This window comes from Pseudomonas baetica (assembly GCF_019733355.1).
Taxonomy (GTDB): Bacteria; Pseudomonadota; Gammaproteobacteria; order Pseudomonadales; family Pseudomonadaceae; genus Aquipseudomonas; species Aquipseudomonas baetica_A.
The window spans coordinates 1-3312 of sequence record NZ_JAIHLQ010000098.1 but is presented as its reverse complement, the minus strand read 5'-3'; the positions used below and the strand labels follow the sequence as shown (position 1 = coordinate 3312).

Below are 3312 nucleotides of genomic sequence, written 5' to 3'. Positions count from 1 at the left end.
CTGAGTTCGGGATGGGATCAGGTGGTTCCAACGCTCTATGGTCGTCAAGAAATTCGGGTACTGACTCGTGGCCTGTTGGCCTCGCTTCAGCAAATTGGGTATGTGACAGCTGTCGGTGTTTTGTGAACATCGAACTTTCGGTTCGTTTCGTCTTCACACACCGCAATCTGGTCTCTTTCGTTTGTTCAACGAGGAGTATCAAATTGCTTGGGTGTTATATGGTCAAGCCTCACGGGCAATTAGTATTGGTTAGCTCAACGCCTCACAGCGCTTACACACCCAACCTATCAACGTCGTAGTCTTCGACGGCCCTTCAGGGAACTCAAGGTTCCAGTGAGATCTCATCTTGAGGCAAGTTTCCCGCTTAGATGCTTTCAGCGGTTATCTTTCCCGAACATAGCTACCCGGCAATGCCACTGGCGTGACAACCGGAACACCAGAGGTTCGTCCACTCCGGTCCTCTCGTACTAGGAGCAGCCCCTCTCAAATCTCAAACGTCCACGGCAGATAGGGACCGAACTGTCTCACGACGTTCTAAACCCAGCTCGCGTACCACTTTAAATGGCGAACAGCCATACCCTTGGGACCGGCTTCAGCCCCAGGATGTGATGAGCCGACATCGAGGTGCCAAACACCGCCGTCGATATGAACTCTTGGGCGGTATCAGCCTGTTATCCCCGGAGTACCTTTTATCCGTTGAGCGATGGCCCTTCCATACAGAACCACCGGATCACTAAGACCTACTTTCGTACCTGCTCGACGTGTCTGTCTCGCAGTCAAGCGCGCTTTTGCCTTTATACTCTACGACCGATTTCCGACCGGTCTGAGCGCACCTTCGTACTCCTCCGTTACTCTTTAGGAGGAGACCGCCCCAGTCAAACTACCCACCATACACTGTCCTCGATCCGGATAACGGACCTGAGTTAGAACCTCAAAGTTGCCAGGGTGGTATTTCAAGGTTGGCTCCACGCGAACTGGCGTCCACGCTTCAAAGCCTCCCACCTATCCTACACAAGCAAATTCAAAGTCCAGTGCAAAGCTATAGTAAAGGTTCACGGGGTCTTTCCGTCTAGCCGCGGATACACTGCATCTTCACAGCGATTTCAATTTCACTGAGTCTCGGGTGGAGACAGCGCCGCCATCGTTACGCCATTCGTGCAGGTCGGAACTTACCCGACAAGGAATTTCGCTACCTTAGGACCGTTATAGTTACGGCCGCCGTTTACCGGGGCTTCGATCAAGAGCTTCGCGTTAGCTAACCCCATCAATTAACCTTCCGGCACCGGGCAGGCGTCACACCCTATACGTCCACTTTCGTGTTTGCAGAGTGCTGTGTTTTTAATAAACAGTCGCAGCGGCCTGGTATCTTCGACCGGCATGAGCTTACGGAGCAAGTCCTTCACCCTCACCGGCGCACCTTCTCCCGAAGTTACGGTGCCATTTTGCCTAGTTCCTTCACCCGAGTTCTCTCAAGCGCCTTGGTATTCTCTACCCAACCACCTGTGTCGGTTTGGGGTACGGTTCCTGGTTACCTGAAGCTTAGAAGCTTTTCTTGGAAGCATGGCATCAACCACTTCGTCATCTAAAAGATGACTCGTCATCAGCTCTCGGCCTTAGAATCCCGGATTTACCTAAGATTCCAGCCTACCACCTTAAACTTGGACAACCAACGCCAAGCTGGCCTAGCCTTCTCCGTCCCTCCATCGCAATAACCAGAAGTACAGGAATATTAACCTGTTTTCCATCGACTACGCTTTTCAGCCTCGCCTTAGGGACCGACTAACCCTGCGTCGATTAACGTTGCGCAGGAAACCTTGGTCTTTCGGCGTGGGTGTTTTTCACACCCATTGTCGTTACTCATGTCAGCATTCGCACTTCTGATACCTCCAGCAAGCTTCTCAACTCACCTTCACAGGCTTACAGAACGCTCCTCTACCGCATCACCCTAAGGTGATACCCGTAGCTTCGGTGTATGGTTTGAGCCCCGTTACATCTTCCGCGCAGGCCGACTCGACTAGTGAGCTATTACGCTTTCTTTAAAGGGTGGCTGCTTCTAAGCCAACCTCCTAGCTGTCTAAGCCTTCCCACATCGTTTCCCACTTAACCATAACTTTGGGACCTTAGCTGACGGTCTGGGTTGTTTCCCTTTTCACGACGGACGTTAGCACCCGCCGTGTGTCTCCCATGCTCGGCACTTGTAGGTATTCGGAGTTTGCATCGGTTTGGTAAGTCGGGATGACCCCCTAGCCGAAACAGTGCTCTACCCCCTACAGTGATACATGAGGCGCTACCTAAATAGCTTTCGAGGAGAACCAGCTATCTCCGAGCTTGATTAGCCTTTCACTCCGATCCACAGGTCATCCGCTAACTTTTCAACGGTAGTCGGTTCGGTCCTCCAGTTAGTGTTACCCAACCTTCAACCTGCCCATGGATAGATCGCCCGGTTTCGGGTCTATTCCCAGCGACTAGACGCCCTATTAAGACTCGCTTTCGCTACGCCTCCCCTATTCGGTTAAGCTCGCCACTGAAAATAAGTCGCTGACCCATTATACAAAAGGTACGCAGTCACCCAACAAAGTGGGCTCCCACTGCTTGTACGCATACGGTTTCAGGATCTATTTCACTCCCCTCTCCGGGGTTCTTTTCGCCTTTCCCTCACGGTACTAGTTCACTATCGGTCAGTCAGTAGTATTTAGCCTTGGAGGATGGTCCCCCCATATTCAGACAAAGTTTCTCGTGCTCCGTCCTACTCGATTTCATGACCAAGAGATTTTCGCGTACAGGGCTATCACCCACTATGGCCGCACTTTCCAGAGCGTTCCGCTAATCTCAAAGCCACTTAAGGGCTAGTCCCCGTTCGCTCGCCACTACTAAGGGAATCTCGGTTGATTTCTTTTCCTCAGGGTACTTAGATGTTTCAGTTCCCCTGGTTCGCCTCTTGCACCTATGTATTCAGTACAAGATAACCATCTTATGATGGCTGGGTTCCCCCATTCAGACATCTCCGGATCAAAGTCTGTTTGCCGACTCCCCGAAGCTTTTCGCAGGCTACCACGTCTTTCATCGCCTCTGACTGCCAAGGCATCCACCGTATGCGCTTCTTCACTTGACCATATAACCCCAAGCAATCTGGTTATACTGTGAAGACGACATTCGCCGAAAATTCGAATTTCTCAATTAAGAGAACTCACAAATTTTACCTTAGCCTGAATAAACACCAGTGAAAGTGCTATCCAGTCTATCTTTCTATCACATACCCAAATTTTTAAAGAACGATCTAATCAAAGACTAGAAATCAACATTCATCATCAC

The 3312-nt window shown here is 50.8% G+C and carries 1 rRNA gene; it reads right to left on the bottom strand.

Features of this window, described 5'->3' with window-relative positions:
* Positions 1-218: 218 nt before the first annotated feature.
* Positions 219-3112, bottom strand: a 23S ribosomal RNA gene (locus K5E40_RS34095).
* Positions 3113-3312 lie beyond the last annotated feature (200 nt).